The 24,469-nt window shown below is 39.2% G+C and carries 17 protein-coding genes and 1 riboswitch; of the genes, 10 read left to right on the forward strand and 7 right to left on the reverse strand.

The annotated features are described in order from the left end of the window. Nucleotides 1–18: 18 nt before the first annotated feature. The 9 genes from ACFSGI_RS05465 to ACFSGI_RS05505 all read left to right on the forward strand — a co-directional run bounded on the left by ACFSGI_RS05465 (nucleotide 19) and on the right by ACFSGI_RS05505 (nucleotide 12,303). Nucleotides 19–2,814, forward strand: coding sequence for a PAS domain-containing sensor histidine kinase (locus ACFSGI_RS05465; protein WP_204823174.1), 2,796 nt, complete (start codon nucleotides 19–21; stop codon nucleotides 2,812–2,814). A gap of 137 nt (nucleotides 2,815–2,951) precedes the next feature. Beyond that, entirely contained in the window at nucleotides 2,952–3,743 is a 792-nt protein-coding gene (locus ACFSGI_RS05470; protein ID WP_204823175.1) for an SDR family oxidoreductase, read from the forward strand. A gap of 216 nt (nucleotides 3,744–3,959) precedes the next feature. Further along, a riboswitch (glycine riboswitch) is annotated at nucleotides 3,960–4,071 on the forward strand. Between the two features lie 161 nt (nucleotides 4,072–4,232). Continuing rightward, nucleotides 4,233–4,898 (forward strand): L-serine ammonia-lyase, iron-sulfur-dependent subunit beta, encoded by a 666-nt coding sequence (sdaAB, locus tag ACFSGI_RS05475; protein WP_204823176.1) that lies wholly within the window; start codon nucleotides 4,233–4,235, stop codon nucleotides 4,896–4,898. Between the two features lie 24 nt (nucleotides 4,899–4,922). Next, nucleotides 4,923–5,816 (forward strand): L-serine ammonia-lyase, iron-sulfur-dependent, subunit alpha, encoded by an 894-nt coding sequence (gene sdaAA, locus ACFSGI_RS05480; RefSeq protein ID WP_204823177.1) that lies wholly within the window; start codon nucleotides 4,923–4,925, stop codon nucleotides 5,814–5,816. A gap of 325 nt (nucleotides 5,817–6,141) precedes the next feature. Then, nucleotides 6,142–8,967, forward strand: coding sequence for an S-layer homology domain-containing protein (locus tag ACFSGI_RS05485; RefSeq protein ID WP_379282648.1), 2,826 nt, complete (start codon nucleotides 6,142–6,144; stop codon nucleotides 8,965–8,967). 141 nt (nucleotides 8,968–9,108) lie between these two features. Continuing rightward, entirely contained in the window at nucleotides 9,109–9,930 is an 822-nt protein-coding gene (locus ACFSGI_RS05490; protein ID WP_379282650.1) for an aminoglycoside adenylyltransferase domain-containing protein, read from the forward strand. A 14-nt stretch (nucleotides 9,931–9,944) separates the two neighbouring features. Beyond that, complete coding sequence (locus ACFSGI_RS05495) at nucleotides 9,945–10,535, forward strand: nucleotidyltransferase family protein (protein ID WP_379282652.1); 591 nt, start codon at nucleotides 9,945–9,947, stop codon at nucleotides 10,533–10,535. Nucleotides 10,536–10,665: 130 nt separating this feature from the next. After that, nucleotides 10,666–11,238 (forward strand): GNAT family N-acetyltransferase, encoded by a 573-nt coding sequence (locus ACFSGI_RS05500; RefSeq protein WP_204823179.1) that lies wholly within the window; start codon nucleotides 10,666–10,668, stop codon nucleotides 11,236–11,238. A gap of 3 nt (nucleotides 11,239–11,241) precedes the next feature. After that, nucleotides 11,242–12,303, forward strand: coding sequence for an LLM class flavin-dependent oxidoreductase (locus ACFSGI_RS05505; protein ID WP_204823180.1), 1,062 nt, complete (start codon nucleotides 11,242–11,244; stop codon nucleotides 12,301–12,303). A gap of 69 nt (nucleotides 12,304–12,372) precedes the next feature. Here ACFSGI_RS05505 and ACFSGI_RS05510 read toward each other — a convergent pair whose 3' ends face one another. From ACFSGI_RS05510 to ACFSGI_RS05525, 4 genes are all read right to left on the reverse strand, one after another. Further along, on the reverse strand, nucleotides 12,373–13,347 hold the full coding sequence (locus tag ACFSGI_RS05510) for a ring-cleaving dioxygenase (protein ID WP_204823181.1): 975 nt from the start codon (nucleotides 13,345–13,347) through the stop codon (nucleotides 12,373–12,375). 266 nt (nucleotides 13,348–13,613) lie between these two features. After that, entirely contained in the window at nucleotides 13,614–16,289 is a 2,676-nt protein-coding gene (locus ACFSGI_RS05515) for a right-handed parallel beta-helix repeat-containing protein (RefSeq protein ID WP_204823182.1), read from the reverse strand. 189 nt (nucleotides 16,290–16,478) lie between these two features. Further along, complete coding sequence (locus tag ACFSGI_RS05520) at nucleotides 16,479–16,607, reverse strand: hypothetical protein (protein ID WP_379282656.1); 129 nt, start codon at nucleotides 16,605–16,607, stop codon at nucleotides 16,479–16,481. Between the two features lie 41 nt (nucleotides 16,608–16,648). After that, nucleotides 16,649–18,958: a right-handed parallel beta-helix repeat-containing protein gene (locus tag ACFSGI_RS05525; RefSeq protein ID WP_204823183.1), complete on the reverse strand. Its 2,310-nt coding sequence runs from the start codon at nucleotides 18,956–18,958 to the stop codon at nucleotides 16,649–16,651. Between the two features lie 189 nt (nucleotides 18,959–19,147). Between ACFSGI_RS05525 and ACFSGI_RS05530 the strand changes: the two genes are divergently transcribed. Next, entirely contained in the window at nucleotides 19,148–19,516 is a 369-nt protein-coding gene (locus ACFSGI_RS05530) for a winged helix-turn-helix transcriptional regulator (protein WP_379282658.1), read from the forward strand. 158 nt (nucleotides 19,517–19,674) lie between these two features. Here the strand turns inward: ACFSGI_RS05530 and ACFSGI_RS05535 are convergent, their stop codons facing one another. The 3 genes from ACFSGI_RS05535 to ACFSGI_RS05545 form a co-directional block, all read right to left on the reverse strand. Beyond that, nucleotides 19,675–20,745, reverse strand: coding sequence for an SDR family oxidoreductase (locus ACFSGI_RS05535; protein WP_204823184.1), 1,071 nt, complete (start codon nucleotides 20,743–20,745; stop codon nucleotides 19,675–19,677). 232 nt (nucleotides 20,746–20,977) lie between these two features. Then, nucleotides 20,978–21,769: an SDR family oxidoreductase gene (locus tag ACFSGI_RS05540; protein ID WP_204823185.1), complete on the reverse strand. Its 792-nt coding sequence runs from the start codon at nucleotides 21,767–21,769 to the stop codon at nucleotides 20,978–20,980. Nucleotides 21,770–21,953: 184 nt separating this feature from the next. Then, a complete protein-coding gene (locus tag ACFSGI_RS05545) occupies nucleotides 21,954–24,269 on the reverse strand; it encodes a right-handed parallel beta-helix repeat-containing protein (protein ID WP_204823186.1) in 2,316 nt (771 codons plus the stop codon). Nucleotides 24,270–24,469 lie beyond the last annotated feature (200 nt).

Raw genomic sequence — 24,469 nt, forward strand, 5'->3', positions numbered from 1 at the left:
TAGAAAGGACCGTTAGTCATGAAATACAGAATACTTCTTTGGTTCCGATCTCCTTTGATAGGAACAATCATCTTAACGATCTTTGGCATAGCAGGCAATTATTTTAAATTGGATTTATCTTTAAATTTACGTTTTGCACTTGGCAGCGCAGCACTTCTGATTATTTTCCGGTTATATGGATTACGATTTGCTGTGCCTGCTTTACTCGCTATAAATATACCTTTTGGATCTGGCGGGTCTTATCTTTTTATGACCGGCTTGTTTGGTTTGGAGATTTTATTTTTGTATTTGTATTTCAAACGATTTAACAGAGGCGTTTTATTCAAAGCCGATGTTATTTTTTGGTTATGTATAGGTCTACCTCTGATTTACCTTATTTATCAGTATCGTATGGAAGCTATCAATATTCAAATGATCATATTGATTCTTTTGGAGCAAAGTTTTAATAGCATTATTAATTTATTGATCGCTTCTATTTTGTTAGAAAGTATTATGAGTCGGGTAGCGATAGGCAATCAGCCGATCTATTCGATTTCATTGGGACGTATTATTTTTAAATATTTAATTGCCTTCGTTATCTTTACAGCGTTATTATTACTAGCAGTTAGCAGTCATAAACAATTTTATGATATTCGAGGATTGTATTCTTCGTATATGGAACGTTCTTCTGAAGTGTATAAACAAGATATACAACATAGTTTGGCAGATATGCGGAAAACCAAACCGTTAATGAACACGTATAAAAAAAACTTTTATATCGATTCAGTCGTCGTCAGCCCGTCAGGTCAATCGATGTATAGTACGCTAAATAGAGAAACTACACAACAACTTATAGAATCTAACATAGATGAATCGTTGATCATTTCTACTACAAAAGATGGAGCTACTATTTTTCATCATTTCCCTATAAATCGGTTAACCTTGATCGAGCGATGGCAGGAGTCGTACTTTGTTATGGATATTCCACTAGATCATCATTATCGATTAATTTTAAAATTGACAGCCGCGTTTTATTTAGAACGTATTTATATATTTTATATTCAAAGTATTATGACTATTTTAATTGTGATTGGAATTGCGATTTTACTAGCAGTGCCTATTAGCCGTAAAATTACCCAACCGTTATTACAATTAGCCAAAGCATCTAACAATATTCCCGATAAATTGAGTAAAGATAAGCCGATCGATTGGCCTGATAGCAATATTGCAGAGTTTCATGCATTGATCGATAATTTCAAAGTAGTATCTCTGGTATTAGAAGAGCAATTTTTGCAAATTCAACATGACAAAGAGAATTTAGAAATTCGTGTCGTTGAACGTACATTTGATCTGGCTGAAAGTGAAGCTCAGAAAAGCGCTATTCTTAAATACGCGATCAATGGCATCATTTCTACAGATCATCTTCAAAATATAACAGAGTTTAATCCTGCTGCTCAAAAAATGTTTGGGTATACACGTGAGCAAGTTATCGGCAAGCCGTTATCAGAATTATTAATACTGGATCATTTTCAAGCAGCAGAAAAAAACTGTCCGGTCACAGCGATTCATTCAGATGATACTACTTTTCAAGTGGAATTAACACGCAGTGAGATTCTAGCAGAAGAATCTTCTTTTCAGACGTTCTTTATACATGACTTGACACAACAAGAAAGAGTACAAGCCGAGCGTTATGAACATGAGCGTCAATTGGAAATGCTAACCGATCGATTGCGACAAGAACAAGGCGCCGCCGAAAAGCAAAAAAGTATTACTGGTAATTTATTGGAATCGGTACAAGAAGGTATTGTGATGTGCGATTCACAAGGGGTTATTTCATTTATTAATCCAACGATGTTATCGCTATTTCCGATCAAAGATTATACCGGTTATCCGGTAGAGCAATTGTTGCATGATATCGAACGTTATCTGGCTACTGGAACGTCTGTGTGGATCGAAAAGTTAGAGCGATTTTTGCAAGGGGAAGATACATGGAATCAAGGCGAGATCGTTTTGTTAAAAAACGAAAAGATTCTGTCGCTCTATGTAACACCTGTAAGAGATACTGTACAACAGATTGAGCATGGTGTGATTCTTGTTTTTCGAGATCGTACTGAAGAAGAGCATATGAAGCAAATGCAAAATGAATTGATGAGCGTTGTTTCTCATGAATTACGTACACCTTTATCAGCAATGATGGGCTATATCGAAATGTTAATGATCTATGAAGACATGTCGATAGAAAAAAGGCATGCATTTATAGAAACGATTCATCAAGAAGGACAACGATTGTCTCATTTGATAGACGATTTTCTAGATATTCAGCGGATCGAAGCTGATTATGCCGAATATCATATGACATATATTCCGCTTTACGAAATGTTACAAGGTATTTGTGATCAATGGAATCCCGAATCAAGAGACCGTATCGTCCTTCATCACGCAGGATTACATGAAGTATTTATTAATGGCGATCAGCAACGATTGATTCAAGTCTTTCGAAATTTAATCAGCAATGCACTCAAATACTCTTCATCCGATTCGATGGTTCATATTGTGATCAAAGAATTACAAGATCATATTGCTGTATCTATAGAAGATACAGGGATCGGGATTCCACCGGAAGATCAAAGTCGTATTTTTCAGAAATTTTTCCGCTCACGTTCGGCTTCTGAACACAAAATTAGAGGTACAGGGCTTGGATTATATATTACAGAGCGGATTGTCAAAGATCATCAGGGTGAATTGAGTTTTGTCTCCAGACCCAATGAAGGTTCTGTCTTTTCTGTAATGTTGCCCAAACCGAAAAAGAATGATTCGATTCAACAAACTGAATAATATGCAATCATCTGATTCACTGCTCTGTCTGCTAGGGTACTTACAATAGGAAACGAGATAACGGTATAGTATGATCCCAAACGATCCCAAACCTTTATCTTCAAAAGACAAATTCTGAAATATGGAGGCTTATCCACATGGCAGAAACAAAATTAACCGGTAAAATAGCAGCAGTAACAGGTGGCGGATCAGGCATAGGTAAAGCATCAGCGATACGATTTGCAGCAGAAGGTGCTGTTGTATATATGTTAGATCGTACTCCTGAAAATGCAGAAAAAACCAAAGCTGAAATTGAACAAGCTGGCGGTAAAGCATATGTGATTGAATGTGATATTTCTAAGCCAGAAATGATTGAAAGTGCTATGAAGCAAGTAGCCTCTGAAGCAGGTCAATTGGATATCGTTTTTGCTAACGCTGGTATCAATGGTAGCAAGGCTCCGATTGAAACGTTGGAAATAGATGATTGGAATCAAACGATGGAGATTAATTTACGCGGTACATTTGCGACTGTAAAATATGCTATTCCTCATTTAAAAGAAAATGGTGGTAGTATTATTATTACAAGTTCGATTAATGGTAATCGTGTATTCTCTAATATAGGATTCTCTGCATATGCATCTACCAAAGCGGCGCAAGTGGCTTTTATGAAAATGGCGGCATTGGAACTGGCTCGTTACAAAATTAGAGTCAATGCGATCTGTCCGGGAGCGATCGATACTGAAATCGATGATAATACGTATCCAAGTGATGATCTAAAAGAAGTAGAGATTCCGATGGAATTCCCTGAAGGCGATCATCCGCTTAAAGGTGAACCAGGTAAAATTGAAGAAGTCGCAAATCTTGTGCTATTTTTAGCATCTAGTGAAGCTTCTCATGTAACAGGTACAGAAATATTTGTAGATGGCGCTGAATCTCTATTAAGAGGATAGTTGTATCTACAAGTATATAAGATAAAATGCTCTATAAATATCCAGCAAAATCCTTTTTCGAGTAGATCGGGAAAGGATTTTGTTGTGTCTACCGTCAAGTTGATTCTTTTTCAAATCTATCAATTGACAGTGTCAGGTATGCTGAATTAAGCTAAAGATATCGAACGTATTCACGTCAATGGAATCAAGATCAATCACGTAACTAAATAACTGCACATGAAGATAGAGGGAGAGACTGTGGATGTATGTTATCCACCACCGAAGGAGCAAGCTTAATCATTTGGCGATGGTTAATGAATCTCTCAGGTACCCGAACCGCTATTGGATGCAACTCTGGAGAGAGCATATGAGCCACCCAAGGAGTACCACCGAGCTGTTGTATTCGGTCTAAACTCTCAGGTAACGAGGACAGAGGAATAGGCCACGCGCAGGCTATTCACTGTCTTTTTTTGTGCGCGCATATTTTAGTGATAAGGGAGAAGAGAAGTTATGCGGTTTAAAAATGTATTTAATATTATTGGGCCTGCGATGGTAGGGCCGTCTAGTTCACATACAGCAGGAGCAGCTCGTTTGGGTAGAGCAGCCCGACACTTTTTGGGTAAATGTCCTGAGCATGTACAGATTATTTTGTATGGTTCTTTTGCTGAGACGTACTGGGGTCATGGAACAGACCTTGCTCTAGTAGGCGGTCTGCTTGATTATGATACCGATGATGATCGCTTGCCGGATGCAGCAGAAGAAGCAGACCGTCAAGGAATTACGATTTCTTTTGATAAAGGAACAGGGAATTATCCGCATCCTAACTTTGTCCGTATTATTGTACAACATGGAACAGAACGTGCAGAAGTGGCAGGAGCTTCGATCGGTGGAGGCAATATTGAGATTCATGAATTAAATGGATTCGATGTGCGCGGTTCCGGTCAATATCCGATGTTAGCAGTAGAACATACCGATAGTAAAGGGGTACTTGCTGATATTACACGTACGCTAAGCGATGCTGAACTCAATATCGGATTTATGGATGTTGATCGCAAAGCACGTAGCGGAGAAGCGATGACAGTGATAGAACTTGATACGGTACCGGATCAACATGTGCTGAACCGGATTTTACAATTGCCTTATGTTACACGCGCGGCTGTGATTGATTTGAAGTAAACGAAGTTCAAAGGAGAGTGTGATATGCAATTTCGCACATTGAAAGATATTGTCCGGTTATGTGAAGAACGTTCACTGACAATCGCGGCACTTATGATCGAAGAGCAAGTGAAAGAAACAGGAGTAAGCGAGCAAGAAGTTATTCAACAAATGACAGACTATTATCAGGTTATGAAAGAAGCAGTCGAACGCGGCATTACAGAAGATACTGTATCACGAAGTGGACTGACTGGCGGAGATGCACGTCGTGTGCATGATTATATGTTGAGTGGAGATACATCGTCAGGTAGCGATGCGACTCGTGCAATGGCTTATGCTCTCGCAGTATCCGAAGTAAATGCTTCGATGGGGCGGATTATTGCTACACCTACAGCAGGTTCATGCGGCATTATTCCAGGCGTATTTGTCAGTTCACAAGAACGTTTTGGTTGGGATGATGCACATATGGTACAAGGATTGTTCGCAGCCGGAGCAATCGGTTATGTGATTGCTAACAATTCGTCAATCTCTGGTGCGGAAGGTGGATGTCAGGCAGAAGTCGGTTCAGCGATAGGTATGGCAGCCGGAGCGATTGTCGAGATGCGAGGTGGTACACCGGAACAAGCGATGCATGCAGTAGGGCTTGCTCTAAAAAATACACTTGGCTTAATCTGCGATCCTGTAGCAGGCTTAGTAGAGATTCCTTGTATTGTTCGTAATGGATTAGGTGCAGTAAATGCGTTAGCAGCGGCAGATATGGGACTAGCTGGAGTACGTAGTGCTATTCCATCAGATGAAGTGGTCGATGTAATGTTACAAGTCGGACGTTCAATGCCAAGTGAACATCGTGAAACGGCTCGGGGCGGACTCGCTCAAACACCGACCGGACGTAAAATTACCGAAGAACTAAGACGTCGTAGACAAGAAAATAAGAATTAAATAACAAATTATCCATTTATATGCATAATACTGAAAAGCCGTTTATAATAAAGCGGCTTTTTTCGATTTTTCTTCAATCCTTTCCTTAATATTCCGATAAATTGTTGTATAATTCGATATATACGTAAAAAAATTAGTAGTATAGTTGTTCAACTTTTACCCTATTTTAAAAGTAAATATATGCTTGAATGGGTCTAAAGTATTGTATTTATTTTGAAATAAAGGTTCATGCGATGTGTTTGGAGGTGAATACAACGTTATAGCTTGTTGGTTACAACAACAGGCTTTAAATAATCTTATGATATCCAAAGTGGGGTCAACACACATGAGGCAGTATGTAGCTTGCTTGCTGATTATATTACTGTTCTGTACTAATGCGACAAGCGTTTCAGCCACCAGCCCAAAAGCATTTACGGATATTGAAAAATCGTATGCTTTTGATGCAATTACGTCATTATCAGCACAAGGAGTCATTACAGGTTATAAGGATGGCAGCTTTCAGCCACAACGTTCTATTTCTAGGCAAGAATGGGCAAGTGTTTTTGTCAAAAGCTTGAATTGGACATCCGAACCAGACACCGTATTACCTTTTACCGATGTATCTCCATGGGCTGTTCCGTATGTTAGTGCATTGTATCATCATCAAATCACTAACGGGATCAGCGAAAAAATATTTGGAGTGAAGCAATCGATTACACGTCAAGACATAGCTGTCTGGTATGCTCGTTATCTTGGATTAACCGATAATGTAGCTGAAGAAGGCGTAGCTACATTTGCCGATCAAGCAGATATATCCGATTATGCCAAGTCCAGTGTATGGCTGATGGAGCAGTTAGGATTAATGCAAGGAAATGAACAACATCTTTTTGCACCAAAACAGCCTGTGCAACGTCAAGCCGCGATATTAGTAGCTTACCGAGTACTGCAATCAGGAGATGAATTACACCAGCGTGCCAGGCTATTGTTAGCACAAGGAGCAAAGCCTGTATCTAAGCCAGATACAGAAGCAAAGCCAGACCTTCAACCTGCACTGACGATAGGCGGCAATTCACCTTCTACAATAGTAGATAAAGTAGAAACAGCACCTGAAATGACAGGAAAACGGGCAAATGTTAAAGACAAAGACCGTAATCAAAACAATCCCAGACCTGATCCTGAAGTACCACCTGTGATAACGCCTAATCCACCTCCAGTTGAGCCTGTATTTGTATTTGATCGTGTCAATATCGATGCTCCTGTATTGTGGAATGATCCGGCAACGTATGATTCATATCGACTATCATTTTATTTCTGGTATCAAGGTCAGAAGATTGATTTGCCTGATAAATTATTATCCGATCTTACGTATGAATTTAAAGATGAATTAAATATATTTGATACCTATGGCAAAATTGTTCATCCTGAACATATTCCTGCAACAGGTGGATTGATTCCGGTTCAACTTCATCTGGTATCATCACAAGCGAAGCTTGATCTTCATATCAAAACAATGGTGATGGTCACTATCAAGTCACCGCCACCAGTGATTCCACCTGTAGAACAACCGGAAGTTAAGCCGGATCGTGTTATCCGCTCTGTTTATATGGATACGTATACGTTAGATCAATCGGTATCACTAAATTCAGATTCATGGCGTATTCGTTATGTACTGCAAGATGTCTATGGTCAACCGATTGCGCCCGAGTACTTACCGCCTGATCTGCATATTCGATTTGAAAATGATACAGGGATTATTGATGAGCAAGGACATATTATCAATGTGCATAATATTCCGCCTGTCGGAAGTATTGTTCCTGTCAAGATCAGTGTCACGTCACCTTCAACCAGCGTATATCTGACCAAAGCATTTGAGCTGAAAGTAGTGCCAGGTGAGCGCAAAAAGCAATATTTTGCAGTATCGGTGATGTTAGAGGGTGGAGCTGGTTCTTCGACTACGCTAGCTGAAATGCAACAAATGCGTAGTATGCTAGCACAGATCGATCCTCGTTTACACATTACATGGGCGATTGATAATAATTTTGTATTTCAAGAAAACAATCGACCGCAGTTACAACAAGTATTACAGTATGTTGATTTGTATGGAGATGAAGTTGGCATTTTGTCAGGCTATCCCAATAATCATTATACGTTAGCACAGTGGGGCAATGAGATGAATGAGTGGTTGTATATGTATCGCTATAATGCTATGAATGAGTTGCATGAATCAGGTACAGTAGGGCAGCCTTCGGTATTCGATAGTATTCCCGTAGCATATCGTCCTACTTCTTTGTCTAGCTTCGCAGTTAATCCAGAGCAGGTGACATGGCTCAAAGATCATTTTGAGATTACTTCCTATATGGGTTGGGCAGCTACACAGTATAATGTGAATCAATTATTTGGAGAAGGTTCACCATTGATGCCTTACTGGTCGAATGAGCATAATCCACTGGTGCCTGCACAGGGCAATGTCGACAATAGCGGGGCTGTATTGATGAATCCTGTTACGATCGATCCTATCGGTTCACGTTATGTTGAAAAGTCTTCACGTTGGACGATTCATCCAGGTGATCCGTACGTCAAAAATTCAAATGCTGAACCTCAACTATATACAGCACAGCAATATGTAGATAATCCGTATCAAATGATGAACACTGTTAACTATTTATCTATTGTGATCGATACCAATTGGGTGTTACGCCATGATAATTTACTGAATGGATGGAAAGACTTTGTGGATCATTTTCCAGCAGGACGTAATGTGCATATCGTAGGGATTAATGAACTCGGGCAAACGTATCGTACTCAATCAGGATCGACCAATGATCGAGCGCAATTTACACTGATGTTTAGAGGATCTGGTTATATCACAGCGATAGACGACAACAACTCACCAGCCGATACTCGTTATCTATGGACAGAGAATCAATATCAGCGTCTAATTTTGCGTAAACAAGATGGAGATCAAGCATGGTCAGTGATCGATTTTACCGATTATACCAAAACGCCTGTTCCGCAGACACCGTATGCTTTTGATAGTCATACAGAAGTGAGTTATGTGACCGGACGCAATTACAAAATTGCGCCTGATGCACCGCTAACATCGGCTGAGATTCAACGGATTCAAGAGCGATTACACCAGATTCATTTTACCGAAGAAGTGAATTATCAGTAAAATCATATACCAAAAAGCATTCCTAGATCATTAGGGATGCTTTTTTTTGATCAGTATTTCTTTAAGATTGACGATATCATCGAAAAGGAAGAACATAGAAATATAGATAGTAGCATAATATATAAAAAGGAGTAAACGATATTGAATACTCAGCCGTATCTATCGGATGATAAGTATAAGCTTAACGACATTGTTGATTTATTTAAAATAGCTTTAGCAGATAATCTAATCGGTATTTATCTACATGGTTCTCTGGCAATGGGCGGGTTCAATCCAGATCAAAGCGATATTGATTTGTTAATTGTGGTGCAAGATGTAATCAGTCAGCAAGTGAAGTTAGAGATCGCTCAAAAGCTTTTGAGATTAGAAGAACAGTTAATGTATAGTAGCGGGTTCGAGTTGAGTATATTATTGCAAAAAGATGTGAATCCTTTTATCTATCCGACTCCATTTGAATTTAATTATTCTGCTTATCACCGCGAAAAGTATCGTACAGATCAGCATTATATTTGCGGAGGATATACAGATAGCGATATAGCAGCACATATTTTTGTGACCTATTATCGGGGATTAACGTTGTATGGTAAAGAAATTACAGAAGTATTTGTACCAATCGATCCTCAGTTCTATATTCGCTCCATTTTAGCAGATATTGTACATGTATTAGACGATATTATAGATTCACCTGTATATTACACCCTTAATCTATGCCGGATATTATTTTTTCTGAGCGAAAATGTAGTCTCTTCCAAACAAGAAGGTGGAGAGTGGGCATTATCGCATGTACCTGCAACCTATTCCAAGCTTATTCAAGCTTGCCTTGATCAATATCAAGGTGTTAACACTTCTACTAAATTCGCTAAGATACAATTACAAGAATTTGCTCAGTATATGAAAAGTGAAATTCAAAAGCAAGTGAATCGTTCATACGAAAAGATAGACGATCTCAAATCATTTGGATAAAGGAGATACTATATATGTCTACATACTCTAGCAATCAAGAACAGTTCATGTATCAAACGATTATAAAATGGATTACAGATGATCGTTGGATGATGGACATTTTGCGCAATGTAAGGAGTCTGTCACTGCCAGATAGTTGGGTATGTGCTGGATTTGTTCGTTCAAAAATCTGGGATCAGCTTCATCAGATAGAACCTCGCACACCACTAACAGATATCGATGTAGTCTATTATGATGCTACTGATCTGGATAAAAAAACAGAAAAAGTGTGGGAACAACAGCTATCTCGTATCCAACCTGAATTACCGTGGTCTGTCAAAAATGAAGCACGTATGCATATTGTTAATGGGATTGCACCTTATGATTCTACTGTTGATGCGATATCCTATTTTCCAGAAACGGCTACAGCCTTAGGGGTTCGATTAGATGAACAGGATCAGTTGATACTGGTTGCTCCTTGTGGGCTTACCGATGTGTTTGAAATGAATATACGGGTGAATCCACATTTTCTTCAAGGTAGAGGAGATATGGAGACGTATACACAGCGAATACAACAAAAAAATTGGCAACATACATGGGATCGCTTAACTGTTGTCGATTCTTAAACGCTATAACATAGGATTGATATGCTCCATAAGTACCTATAGAAAAAATCAATTAGAAAAGTGGTATAATCAATGTTAGATTATAATATAATAATCTGATGCATATAGTCGGAATAAAGAGGTGACAGAATTGAGTGACATTTATCGTTTGGCAACATTGGAAGATGCAGAGCGTGTACTTCATATCACCTATGAAGCATATGTAACGATTCGTGAATTAGGATTAACATGGCCAGCGGCTCATGCTGATCTAGCATTAATTCAAGACAATATTACGCATAATAAATGTTATGTGTTAGAACAAGATGGATTAATTGTTGCTACAGTAACGTTGGCTGATCCTGAACGAGTGAAAGAATTAACAGCAGAGACCGGATTGCCGTTTATTATGTGGTTCGCGGTTGATCCAAATGTACAAGGAACCGGCGCAGGTAGTAAATTGTTAAACTGGGTCGAACAACATATTATTCGTGATGAAGTAGGAGCACCTGCGGTGACACTCGGTACAGCGGAGAAGCACCCGTGGCTGTTGCCTATGTATGAGCGTAGAGGATATGAAAGTATACGAGCTAGAGATGCAGGCAAAGGAGAAGGCCCTATGCATTTAATGCGTAAAGTGGTTCATCCCGAGCGGTTTGAAGCATATTTGCAAGAGCGTAAGCAAGCAGAACAAATTCAACAAACTTCTTCTCAAGGTAATTAATATATGAAATTTGTTGTATTCAGTCTTATTGCGAACCTTCCTCATGCGCTAACAGGTGAGACTTTAACAGCACAACAGAAATTCCAAAATGTACTACAACAAGCAGAGTTAGCAGAACGTCTAGGTTACGATGCTTACGGTGTAGGTGAGCGACATGGAGAACCTTTCCTGTCTTCTTCACCTGCGATTGTACTAACTGCTATCGCGGCACGTACATCACGTATCCGTTTGTTAACGACTGTAACGGTATTAAGTGTGCTTGATCCGGTAAGAGTGGCAGAAGATTATGCTACTCTTGATCATTTATCTAATGGACGTTTAGAATTGATTATTGGTAAAGGGAACGATCCGCGTCATTATGGATTATTCGGGATTACTGAAGAAGAACAGTGGGATTCGTTAGCAGAACGATATGAATTGTTGCGACAATTATGGAGTCAAGAAAAGGTGAACTGGGAGGGGAAATATCGTCCGGCATTGATTGATTTTACAAGTCAACCGCGTCCATTTCAATCTCCGATTCCGATCTGGCATGGAAGTGCATCAAGTACACTTTCTACAGAATTAGCAGCCAAGTACGGAGAACCGATTTTTTCATCCAATTCTTTTCATAGACAGGATAAATATAAAGCATTAATTGATCATTATCGAGAACGGTTAGCTTATTATGGTCATGATCCATCTCAAGCTATTGTTGGAGCAGGAGCAGGAAGCCTTTATCTAGCAAATACGAATGAAGAAGCAATTCGTCGGTACCGTCCTTATTATGATCATTTTCAATCTACTGATGCTGCCAAGCATAACCAATCGCCTTTTGTAGATTTAGAAGATAATATTTCTAATGGCCCGGCTCTGATTGGAAGCCCTGATCAAGTGATCGAGAAGATTCTAGATTATTACAAAGCATTTGGACATCAAGCTTTAAGTATCAGTGTCGATGGGTTAACAGAGACAGAGCAGTTAGAACAGCTCGAACGATTCGCAACAGAAGTAGCACCTGTATTAAAAAAAGAAATTCCCAGTACAATATGGGAAAAACAAATACAAAAAGAGCAGCTCAGCTAAGAGTTGCTCTTTTTGTATTTATTCTATCATTTATGGATCGTTCAATGATGTTTGGTTCTGTTGGTGATATTATACTTCATCCAGTACCAGTGGACGAAGATTAGCTTCAATCTGTGCACGTTTGCCTTCAAGGAAAGGAGGTAAAGAAAGTGTTTCACCTAATGAATCCATAGACTCATCAATATCGAATCCTGGTGTGTCTGTTGATAATTCAAATAAAATGCCATTAGGTTCGCGGAAATACAGAGCGCGGAAATAGTGACGATCTACTTTGCCTGAATTAGGAATGCCTAATTTGGACAGTTTATCTGACCATAGATCATATTCTGATTCATTTGGTACACGGAAAGCCACATGATGGACACCACCGCGACCTAGACGTGCATGTGGAAGATCAGGACGTGTCTCGATATGGACTTCTGCGCCAGCGCCACCTTGTCCTGTAGAGTAAACTTCAATATCTGCAAAATCGCCTGCAAGCGAAGGATAAGAGCCTGTATGACGGAATCCCATCACTTCAGTTAAGATCATGATAGTCGAAGCAGGTTGAGCTAAAGTAAGTGTCGTTGGGCCAAGTCCAAGAATCCCGTATTCTACAGGTACTTCAGATTGATCCCAAGCTGTTCCAGCAGCGACACCTTGTTCACCATTGTCTGCTACAAGAATAAGACGTGTACCTTCAAAGTCTTGGAAAGCCAGTGTATCTCGTCCAGCCCGTTGTTTGATTTCTTCATGCGTCACATTCAATTGATCAAATCGATCAGACCAGTATTGCAAAGCTGCTGTTGTCGCTACTCGTAATGATGTTGCTGAAATACTGGATACCCCTTGATAGCTAGGGCCGATACCCGGTAAATCAAAGAAAGTCAATTCGGTACCCGGCGAAGCCACAGCATCTCCATAAAATAGATGATACGATGTAGTATCGTCTTGATTAACCCCTTTTTTAACTAAACGCATACCCATAACTTTAGTATAAAAATCGTAATTTTTTTCCGCTTTACCTGTCATAATCGAAACGTGATGAATACCTAATAATTCCATTATTTATATCCTCCTCAAAGTGAAATATCTATTTATAATGTTTTTACATTTGAAATCTTAATATTAAGATAATTATAACACGGACAAAAATAATTACAAGTCATTTCCATGAAAAAAATATAGTAACTATGTAAAAAAGAAATATGTAAACAAAAAAAGAAATAGGTAGATAAAAAAGAACCTTTAGATCAATGAGATGATTCTCTGATCTAAAGGTTCTGCTTGTGTAGATGAATAGATAAAGAATATAGATAAGGAATATTGAATTAATGATTTGTTAATCCACCAGATTCAGCACGAGTTACTACTTTGGTGCGATATTCGTCTTGGCTCAATCCAATTTTAGGCATAACTTCATTTAGATTCGGGAATTTCGCTAAAATAGTCTTATTGTCTGTACGTAAGTCCATTTTGCTATAATCGTAGAATCCTGCACCGCTAACACTAGAGATAAATTGATTACCTTCTACTTTTACGTCGCCTAATTTGGGAACCACAATATTTGGTGTGTTGACCATGACATTGTTATTCATTTTTGTACCATTAGGATATTCAGGATGCCAGTTCGGATCAAGGATACTGCTCCATAGCGGATGATCGTACCCATACATCTTTTGTAATTTGGCTCCGTATTCTTTCCATACGCCGCTTGTTGGATTCATTTCACGAAGTTGATCGGCATAGATACTATTCACACCATGAGAATTACTGTCGCCCCGTTGATCGACTTGAATCATATTGGAATCGACCACTAGATTGTTGTTAGCGATATTGTCATGTCCATTGAGCAAAATGCCTTTGGTTGAACCCTGCACAATATTATAACGATAATTATCGCCACTATCTGCACCATCTGAATAAAATCCATTAGAACGCTTATTATGATGAACAAAATTGTATTGAAGTACATTACCATAAGATGCCCAGTCTTGAGCAGTATAGAATGCTCCGGTATCGCCTTCGATCAAGGACGTATTGTGTACTTCATTATACTCAAAGGTCAAATTATTGCTGTACACATAACGAACAGCATCTTTAGGAACATCATGTAATAAATTATGATCGAATTTCACTCCGACCGAATTACGTACCAGAATCGCTTCCAGATGAGTCAGATCACCTACGTTATGAATATGGTTATTAGTGACACGACTATTGGCAGCTTCTAGCGTTTTGCGATCTCCTGCATCGTTAATACTAATACCGAATCCACCTGTTTCGTAGATATCATTACTTTGGAAAAGGTTATTTGTCCCATCTACATCGAGAATACCGCCATTTCCCAGATTACGAAGAGTATTACCTGCAATTGTAATATGGTCGGTATTTTTAAGTTCAATCCCGTTACCCATACCACCTTCAACCGTAAATCCTAGCATTTGTAGATTAGAAGCTCCATCGATTGATACGACTGGATTTTCTTGGTCAGCTACAATAATCGTTTGATTTTGTAGACTGCCTTTAGGATAGTAATAAATTTGACCATCTTTGAAGTCGAGTGACCATTCACCTGGAACATCGATTTCATCCAGATAATTGATCAATTTCCACTCTTCTGAACCAGAACCGACCCGGTAAGGAGCTTTGATTTTGGATGAATACGAGCTAGGTGTAAGGTACGTACTCGCTGTTGCTGTTTGATATACATCTTTATTGACAGATGAAGCAACCTTGTCTGAATCCGTATTGTGTTCTGTTACTGTTGCATCATTACCTGTATGTTCAGTAACGCCAGAAGGTAACGATAGATTATTTTCTGAATCGGTTGCTTCTGTAGTTAATTGAGAATCTTCAGTGAGTTGTTCTTGTAAGCGAACAGATCCAGATTCACCCTGTGCATTAAACAATTTATAGGATTGCGGGGTAGAGTCTGTATCGTGTAAAGCATCATCTGCTGCCGGCTCACTTGTAGCTGAAGCAGAAGGAGCCATACTGGATGCCGCCTGAGAATCATCACCGTATGTGTTAGCTGTTGCAGATGTCGCAGAAGCATAGTCAGTTACTACCGCACTCCATTTGGAACCCATACCACCATCAGGAATATCTTTGAGCGTAATCACATTATGCTTCGTATCGATCGATTGTACAGAGCTGGTCAAAGGGCTCCAGACTGTTCTCCAAAATCCTTTAAGATAAAGAGCATGTCCTTCAGATAAAGACTTCTGCCAGCGTGCGGCTCGATTGGTACCGTCTAAATCTAATGTATCTGTTGTATCTCCATTTTCAGGAATACCACCTTCACCATAATAAAAAGATTTGGCATCTGCTGAACCATTAGCAGTCGTCCAACCTTTGCGATGTCCATCTACCGATTCAGTCGTATTAGGCCATTGTGAAATAGGTTGACGAATACCGTTAGAGATCAGATCAATAATGCCCCATTTCTCCGTAAATGAAGTACCACCTTCAAAATGTTTGATATGCTTTAGACCAAGTGATTTCACATCTAACTGATAAAGGGCACTGGCATCTACATCAGGATGAACACGCGCTTTGGCTGCTGCACTAAGCGGTTTCCAATCAGAAGCATCAATACGAATACCATTGGTTAGCGTGACTTGTTCACCTGCATAGGTGCGGTAAATAATTGGTTTATCCGGTGTACCAGAATCTTCAGATGTAAATTGCAAGTTGGCAAATTCATATTCTCCACCTTTCACCCATACCGTTACTCCATAGTCGGGGAGGGCGCCTTTCAGACTGCGAATCGCATCGCGTGCTCTTTCCAGGGTGGCGTATGGTTTCTCTTTAGTGCCATTCCCATCCGTATCGCTTCCGGTCGTATCCACATATAGATTCCAACCAGTTTTTGTCACAGCACCGCTATCAAGATTAATGACTTCTTGATTACCTACTTTGTCAGCAGAGGCATACGGAACTGCCATCGCACTACTTAAAGCAAGCATAGCTGTGAGCGATATGATTTTCTGGAACTTCTTCATAAATATAAATTCCCTCCATTTCAAAATCCATTGATGTTGTTGGGATGATGATTTATCCCTGCTATGATGAGTATTTTGATTTAATTAGTTAATCACCTCCTAAAATACATATAATTTGGTAAATTTAACGGATGCTTTTATATAATAAAATACAGATAGATATTTAGCAAAGACTATTTTCACACTTTTTTAATAAAATTTCAATTTATTCATAATTTCGTTTCTTTTTTGTAACCATTTGAGCATACCGATTGATTGCTTGTCAAGTGCACCGACAACAATACCTGGAAATAAAAAGGTGACTGACCCGTTGTACAAAAGCACAACTGATCAGTCAGTAATATCAACTATATTTTGATTTAAGAGGTAGATTGATGGTTAGAAAGACCGTCTGAATCTGCACGATTAAAGGCTTTTGTGCGATATTCATCTTTGTACAATCCAATCGTCGGGAAGATAGTATTTAAGTCAGGAAACTTCTCTAATATTTTGGCATTTTTGGTGCGTAGATCAAGGGTCGCTAAATTATAAAATCCTGCGTTCGAAGTACTACTTATCGTTGTATTACCTACGGCTGCGACATCACCATTTTTCGGTAATTTAACTTGACCGCCAGTACCTACAATCACATTATGATTGAGCTTACTGCCATTCGGATATTGAGGATTCCATTTGTCACTTAATACACTGCTCCACAGATTGCCTTTTAATCCGTATTTTTCAGCAAGTTGCTGACCATATTTTTTCCATGTGCCTGTAAAAGGCTGAAGTGCTCGCAGACGATTGGCATTGTCACTATCCAATCTATAATTAAGCTGACTCGAACGATCATTAATTTCAAGAGATTGTACATCAATCAATAAATTGTTCATCGCTAGATTGTGATGCCCATTTTCAAATAAAAAGGCACGTGATGTATCTTGAATAATATTGTACTGATACGTATTACCACTGCTACCGCCATCCGCATAAAAACCATTGGAACGCTTGTTATGGTGAATAAAGTTATAACGCAATACATTTCCATATGACGACCAGTCTTGAGCGGTATAGAAAGCACCGGTATCGCCTTCGATCAGAGACGTATTATGAACTTCATTGTATTCCAGTAACAACTTATTGCTAAATACATAGCGAACCGCATCTTTGGGAACATCATGCAGTAAATTATGATCAACCCGTACACCGACTGAATCTCGAATAATAATCGCTTCAAGATGGATCAGCTTACCGATATGATGAATATGGTTATTGGTAATCCGTGTATTCGCAGATGATAATGTAGCTCGATCGCCTGCACTATTCAGACTAATCCCAAAGCTTGCTGTATCGTAAATATTGTTACTACGGAACATATTATGATGACCATCTACATCTAAGATTCCACCATTTACATTACGAATATTATTGCCTGCAATCGTAATATGATGACTTCTCTTCATTTCAAAGCCATTCCCCATATTGTTCTGTAACGTAAAGCCTTTAAATTGCACATAGGATGTACCATCCATCGTAACGATCGGTGTATCTTGATCACCAATCACTGTCTGCAATTGATGAATATCAGAAGGAGGATAGTAATAGATTTTTCCATCTTTAAAATCTAACGCCCATTCTCCAGGCGTATCAATTTCTTCTAATAGATTAAGCGCTCGAAATTCTTCAGAACCATCACCAACACGATAAGTAGAAGGTGCACTGCTGCTATCATCTTGCTCATTCGTTGTTCTTGCTAGAGCAGAAGGAGCAACCATCGCGCTGAATTTGGAACCCATACCGCCTTGAGGCGTATCAAGAAGCTTAATCGTTTTTTGAGCTGGATCGATTTGACTGATCTGAATACTGGCTGGACTCCAAAGTGTACGCCAGAAACCTTGCAAATAGATCGCGTGCCCATTTTTGATCGCATTTTGCCAGCGTTTGGCGCGATTGGTGCCATCTTCATCTAAAATATTACCGCCGGCTGAACCTGGTTTTTGATAATAAAAAGATTGAGCATTATAAACGCTTTGAGCAATCGCCCAGCCTGCTCGTTGTCCACCAGCGACTTCTGTTGTATTCGGCCAGCGGGAAATAGGTTGCATTTGATTGTTAGCAAATAAATTCAAAATGCCCCATTGTTCTGTAAATGAAGTGCCACCTGCAAAGCCATTGATATGCTTCATTCCTAATTTGCGTACATCCAATTCTACTAGCTGCTTGGGATCAATCTTGGGATGAACTCTAGCTTGAGCTTCCTGACTGAGTGGTTGCCAATCCGTTACTGTTTTGCCTGTAGATAAGGTAACTTGTTCCCCTGTATAAGTACGGTATGTAATAGGAGAAGCGGCTGTACCGGAATCTTTTTTATCCAGTTGAAAGCTAGAATCCATTAGATAATTCCCTTGCTTGACCCAGACCGTTATGCCTCCTTGAGGAAGGTTACCTTTATAGGCACGAATCTTTTTCTGAGCTTGTTGTAATGTGGCATAAGGCTTCGTTTTGCTACCATTTCCAGTCTGATCATTGCCTGTTTTGGCGATATAAATATTCACTCCAGACTCCTTCACAGCTCCACTATTTAACGGATACGCTTCTTTTTTAGTATGAATACTGTAATAGAGTACTCCTGCCAATACAGCGAATAATACCAATCCCAAAAGGATTATTCGCGAACTTGATGCTTTCAAGCGAACACCTCCTTATGAATATATGATTTGATATAGAATGAGTTGGCATTAGTATAGGTAGAATCACTAACAACTGTCAAATATCGTGTATCTACTTATTGAATGTAGTAAGATGACCATAGCCGATCTATAAGGAACTGTTTTGGTTATGGTATGAACTCACTCTATAAGAAAGGTGGACGATATATAATGAAAGACGAAGAGAAAGTATATAATACAGCAGTTGAAGTAACATTAGAAGTGATCGGTGGCAAATGGAAGCCTGTTATTTTATTTCATCTGACGTTCGGTAAAAAACGAACCAGTGAATTGAAAAAGTTAATCCCGGCGATTACTCAAAAAGTGTTGACCCAGCAGTTACGCGAATTGGAAGAAGCAGGTACCGTATTACGCACGTCTTATAATGTTGTCCCTCCCAAAGTAGAGTATGAATTGACCGAGTATGGGACAACCCTTACCGAGTTACTTCATATGATGTGTAAATGGGGAGAAGTTCATCTACATCGACACTATGGCGATCAAGCTCGTATTGTAGAGTCTCCTTCTCAAGTGATATAAATCGTCAAAAGCCGAAACCTTATCACTAAGGTCGGCTTTTGATAGACGATACATATAGAGGAAAAGTATCCATTTCTACATATATGGTGTAATTTATTTATAATGTTGTTTTGAAGAAAGGAATATACGATTATTTCTATAAGTGGTACACGACAAGATCAGACAATAATTTTACGCTTGCGAAAATCATCAAAAATATCGATAAACATCTTTTCTGTATCCACGTATTCATGAAATCCTAACCGGCGAGCTTTGCTTCCGTCAGCAAAAAAGTCATAATCCCACGAAAATACAAAATCGCCAAAAGCCCATGAAGATACCTCTGCATACGTATAAGCAGTTAATTCATATTTGGCAACAATCGTATCCCATAATTTTTCTTTGTCTTTCATCATCGTTTCTAGATTCATAGATAAGGGCGGAGCTGTCTCTATATCGAAATACGTAGCAATAGTAGGCCATAACTCTTCCCAACGGAACAGATCGCCATTGTTAATATTAAAAGCCTGATTCGCACAAGCAGGGGTAGTCGCTGCCCAGACTGTAGCTTTGGCAAGCAATCCGGCGTCTGTCATTTCAAGAATACTATGATACGCTCCACGCTTACCCGGGAACCGCAAAGGCAATCGAAGTTCTTTGGAAATAGTAGCATAGATCGCAATCACCATCGCTAGATTCATAGGATTACCTACAGCAAATCCACATACTACAGAAGGACGAAGCGCAGACCATGTCCAGCTTTTACCTTGCTGTTGCTTCATCAGATAATGTTGTTGAGCCATATTAAATTCAGGTGGCATTGGACGTGCATCGGCTTCGCGTGCAGGTGTTTTGAATGCGCCTAGATGAGCACCATATACTTTATACCCTTGCATGAGACTGACATGTTGAAGAGCAGGGGAACAGGCTTCTACACTTTCTACGATATGCGTAAGCATCGTCAGATTAGGTTCTACCAATTCTGCCCATGTAGGACGATCTTGATAAGCCGCATAAAAAATATGAGTGATATTAGGAAATGCTTGTAAAGCTTGATCTATTTCGTCACGCTGAAAAAGGTCTACCGATACATAAGTGATATGCTCTGTAGACACACCGCCACGACGAGATAAACCAATAATCTCCCAATCCGGTAATGTAGATAAATGATTGATTAAATTACTGCCAATAACTCCATTCGCACCTACTACCAGCGCTACTTTACGAGCAGGATCTGTTACTATATTCATCTGTTGCACTCCTTTAATCATAATAAGTTACATGATTAGCTTGCAGGATAATACAACAGTTGAGAAGTACGCACTTTGAAGTGCGATAGGTACTTCAAAGTACTTTAGTGATCGGTTAGCTACTGGATAACACAGCAGGCAGATATGCAAAAGCACACAGTAGAGGCAGTAATTATGCCTGCGCTGTGTGCTTTGGATAAAGTATTTTACCGGATCAAATGTACGGTAAAAGTTATACCGTTTCTTCCCAGATTTTAGCTTGGTATTCTTTCACTTGCTCTTCAGATGGCTGAGGATACACGTTGCGGAAAGGGTGGTGCTTCGCATCGATGACTTCTACCATTTTGTCGATCATATCTTGAGGATCGAATTGTTGAGCTAGCATTTTTTCACCTTTTAGCAAATCAGAACGTTTAGTAAAGTTCGTTTTCTCATCGTACCATTTTTCTTTTTGCTCAAACATATTATCGTTGAAGCCTGTTTTGTATGGGCCAGGGTTAATGGTAGCAACTTGAATACCGAACTCTTTCAATTCTTCTTTAAGCGCTTGCGCCATCGCTTCTACAGCATGTTTGGACGCACAGTATGCACCAAGATAAGGAGTTACACTAAGTCCAGCAATAGAGCTGACAAAGATAATTTTACCTTTCTTTTTAGCCACAAATTGGCGTGCTACGATCTGTACCATTTCTAGTGAATTAAAAACATTTGTATCAAAAATTTGGCGGATATTATCAACTGGAATCTCAGCCAGTGGGCCACCTTCACCAATACCTGCATTAGCTACATATACATCAAAATCGTATTTTTCCAATTGAATACGGTCAAGTGGTTTGTTTACATCTAATTTGATGACTTCAATATCAAGTCCTTGAGCTTTGGCTTCTTCTCTAAGTTCTGTAACTTGAGGAATAATTTCAACAGAAGCAATCACTTTATGTCCTTTTTTGGCAAGTCCTAGAGCAGCACCTTTACCAAGTCCACTACCAGCACCTGTAATAAAAATTGTTTTTTTACCTAACATGATGAATTCCTCCTGTATAAGTCTGTATCGTCTTCGTGTCGTTCGGATTCATATTGCTTTTACCCGTTCAGTCTGACAACTAATCAATCGATCCAAATAGAAGAGAAGGGATAGTGGTTTTTCATGACATCAAAAAACCGGACTCTATAAGAGCCCGGCTAATGATTTATAAAGTGAATCCAGATTAATGATTGGTGAATCCGCCTGTCTCAGCACGAGTCACTACACGAATACGATACATATCTTGTTGCAATCCGATTTGAGGGAAGATGCTATTCAAGTTCGGGAATTTTTCGAGAATTTGTCTGTTGTTCGTACGTAGATCCATTTGACTGTAATTGAAAAAGCTTGCATCGGCTACTTTAGGAATAATATTGTTTTTCTCAATCGTAATATTGCCTAGTTTCGGTTTGATAATGCTATTCACTTGAACCAAAGCATTATCGACCAATTTAGAACCGTTAGAGTATTCTGGATGCCAGTTAGCATTGAGGATATCAGTCCACAGATTATCAGTATATCCATAACGTGTTTTGAGTTCACTTGCAAAGCTTGCCCATGCACCAGATGAAGGATTTTTGGCACGTAATCCATCTGCAAAGCTACTACCTACACCGTAACTTTTGGTCATAATAGCATTAGCAACTACATCGGTTGTAAGCACATCGCTACGGTTTTCGATCTGTACTTTGGAAGAAGCGACCACGACATTGTTACGTCCAATATTATGATGACCGTTAAATTGGAACGCACGATCAGAACCTTGAATAATATTATTATAGAAGTTATCTCCCGCATCGCCACCATCGACATAGAATCCGTTAGCACGTACATTGTTATGAATAAAGTTATAACGAAGATCGTTACCATATGAAGTCCAATCTTGAGCGGTATAAAAAGCACCTGTATCACTTTCTACTAATGCTGCATTATGAATTTCATTAAATTCAAACGTCAAATTGGTACTGTTCACATAGCGGATACCATCTTTGGGAACATCATGAATCAGGTTATGATCGATCCATACATTGTTAGAATCACGTACGATAATACCTGCAAGATGAGCGAGTAGACCAGTATGATGAATATGGTTATTTGTTACGCGTGTGTTTGATTTGGTAAAAGTAGTCGTGCGATCTCCAGCATAACCTAAGCTAATTCCAAATTCACCTGTATCATAAATATCATTACTTTTAATCAAATTATAACTGCCATAGTAATCAACGATTCCACCACCACTTACATTCAAAATCGTATTTCCTGCTATAGTAATATGATTTGTTTTTTGCATTTCGATACCGTTACTCATACTGTCTTCTAATTGAAAGCCTAGTAATTGAAGATAAGAAGTAGCATACATTTTGATGATAGGGGTAGCATTATCAGCGATCTCAACATCTTTTGTTTTGATATCGCCATCTGGATAGTAGTATACTTTACCATCTTTAAAATCAAGCGCCCATTCACCAGGAACATCAATTTCATCAAGATAGTTCACTGCACGCCATTCTTCTGTTCCATCTCCTGTACGGTAGACCGGATTAGAGTTAGCAATATCTTTACTCCATTTAGAACCCATACCACCTGAAGGTGTATCCAGTAAAGAAATACTTCCTTCGCTATTATCAATACTTTGTACTTTACTTGTTACCGGGCTCCAGACTGTTCTCCAGAAGCCTTGAAGATAAAGATCATGTCCTGCATTGACTGAAGCTGCCCAACGCTCAGAACGATTCGTGCCATCTGCATTCAATTCATCATCGGTCTGACCATCGGTTGGGATCCCATTTTCACCGTAGTAAAAAGATTTAGCATCAGCAGAACCATTGGCTGTTGTCCAACCTGCACGCTTGGAACCCGCCATTTCACCTGGATTCGGCCATTGAGAGATCGGTTGACGTTCATGATCAACAATCAGATCAATAATGCCCCATTTATCGGAAAATGAATTGCCACCAGGGAAGCTGTTAATATTTGTAAGTCCCATTGCTTTCACATCAAGTTCAACCAATTTGCTTGCACTTATTTTTGGATTTACTCTTGCTTGTGCTTCACTATTCAAAGGTTTCCAGAGTGTAGGGTCTACAGATGTACCGTTAGAAATAATAACTTTCTCTCCAGGATACGTACGGTAGACGATTGATTTACCAGGTGCTCCAGAATCGGAAGCATTCAGATCAAGTGTAGAAGTGAATTTGTATGTGCCGCCCTTGACCCATACAGTAATTCCTCCTACTGGTAAAACGCCTTTTTTGGCACGAATAGCATTTCTGGCTTCAAGTATCGTTTTGAATGGAGCATCTTTAGTACCAGATCCTGAAGCAGCTACTGAACCATCTACATAGATATTAAGACCTGTATTCGTAGTGGCTCCACTACTCAAGGTCACCACATTTCCATTAACTGTGCGATCTGCAAAAGCGGAGCTTGGCGATAACAAAGTACTAACAACGAGTGTAGTTATCACCATTAACATGGCTAACGGTGTCTTTCTAAACATTATAAAACATCCCTTCATACTATAATATGGTTTACCTGTAGGTCAGATCTATTAGAAGTGGATATTTGCTTTTATTATTATCGAATTAGGTTCACTAGATACTTTGTCGGATACTTTTGCCCATTTTGTAATGGTTATAGATAAATTTGGTTAATTTAAGTTAAAAATCGACTTTTTTTGATAAAAAGGGGATAATTAAG

It is taken from the genome of Paenibacillus nicotianae, from assembly GCF_042681745.1.
GTDB classification, from domain to species: Bacteria; Bacillota; Bacilli; order Paenibacillales; family Paenibacillaceae; genus Saccharibacillus; species Saccharibacillus nicotianae.

Bases quoted from the DNA above. Each gene is read 5' to 3' on its own strand.
- ACFSGI_RS05465 (WP_204823174.1), top strand. From the start codon at position 19: ATGAAATACAGAATACTTCTTTGGTTCCGATCTCCTTTGATAGGAACA.
- ACFSGI_RS05470 (WP_204823175.1), top strand. From the start codon at position 2,952: ATGGCAGAAACAAAATTAACCGGTAAAATAGCAGCAGTAACAGGTGGC.
- sdaAB (WP_204823176.1), top strand. From the start codon at position 4,233: ATGCGGTTTAAAAATGTATTTAATATTATTGGGCCTGCGATGGTAGGG.
- sdaAA (WP_204823177.1), top strand. From the start codon at position 4,923: ATGCAATTTCGCACATTGAAAGATATTGTCCGGTTATGTGAAGAACGT.
- ACFSGI_RS05485 (WP_379282648.1), top strand. From the start codon at position 6,142: ATGAGGCAGTATGTAGCTTGCTTGCTGATTATATTACTGTTCTGTACT.
- ACFSGI_RS05495 (WP_379282652.1), top strand. From the start codon at position 9,945: ATGTCTACATACTCTAGCAATCAAGAACAGTTCATGTATCAAACGATT.
- ACFSGI_RS05505 (WP_204823180.1), top strand. From the start codon at position 11,242: ATGAAATTTGTTGTATTCAGTCTTATTGCGAACCTTCCTCATGCGCTA.
- ACFSGI_RS05510 (WP_204823181.1), bottom strand. From the start codon at position 13,347: ATGGAATTATTAGGTATTCATCACGTTTCGATTATGACAGGTAAAGCG.
- ACFSGI_RS05515 (WP_204823182.1), bottom strand. From the start codon at position 16,289: ATGAAGAAGTTCCAGAAAATCATATCGCTCACAGCTATGCTTGCTTTA.
- ACFSGI_RS05530 (WP_379282658.1), top strand. From the start codon at position 19,148: ATGAAAGACGAAGAGAAAGTATATAATACAGCAGTTGAAGTAACATTA.
- ACFSGI_RS05535 (WP_204823184.1), bottom strand. From the start codon at position 20,745: ATGAATATAGTAACAGATCCTGCTCGTAAAGTAGCGCTGGTAGTAGGT.
- ACFSGI_RS05540 (WP_204823185.1), bottom strand. From the start codon at position 21,769: ATGTTAGGTAAAAAAACAATTTTTATTACAGGTGCTGGTAGTGGACTT.
- ACFSGI_RS05545 (WP_204823186.1), bottom strand. From the start codon at position 24,269: ATGTTTAGAAAGACACCGTTAGCCATGTTAATGGTGATAACTACACTC.